Annotated in this window: 1 protein-coding gene; it reads left to right on the forward strand. The window is 66.2% G+C overall.

The window, feature by feature from the left end; genetic code table 11:
- A partial coding sequence (locus G3I71_RS48990; RefSeq protein WP_164325455.1) for a zinc-binding dehydrogenase occupies window positions 1–408 on the forward strand: 408 nt, incomplete at both ends.

The raw sequence follows: 408 nt of genomic DNA on the forward strand, positions 1-408 counted from the left end.
TACGGTTTCGACGCCGCCTTCAACTACAAGACCGGCCCCGTCGCCGAGCAGCTGGCGAAGGCCGCGCCGGACGGGATCGACGTCTACGTGGACAACGTCGGCGGGGAACACCTGGAGGGTGCGATCGCCTCGCTGCGCGAGTTCGGGCGCATCGCCTGGGTCGGTGCGATCTCCATGTACCACGGCGACCGGGCGCCGGCCGCACCCCACAACCTCTTCGAGGTCGTGCACAAGTCCCTGCGGATGGAAGGGGTATTGGTACGTCACCACACCAATCTCCAGCAGGAGCTGGAGGATCTGCTCGTCCCCCCTCTCCGCACCGGTCGCGTGAGCGCTGACACCACCGTTTTCGAGGGGTTCGACCGTACCGTGGAGGCCTTTCTCGGGATGCTCCACGGACAGAACACG

Source organism: Streptomyces sp. SID12501 (assembly GCF_010550245.1).
Taxonomy (GTDB): domain Bacteria; phylum Actinomycetota; class Actinomycetes; order Streptomycetales; family Streptomycetaceae; genus Streptomyces.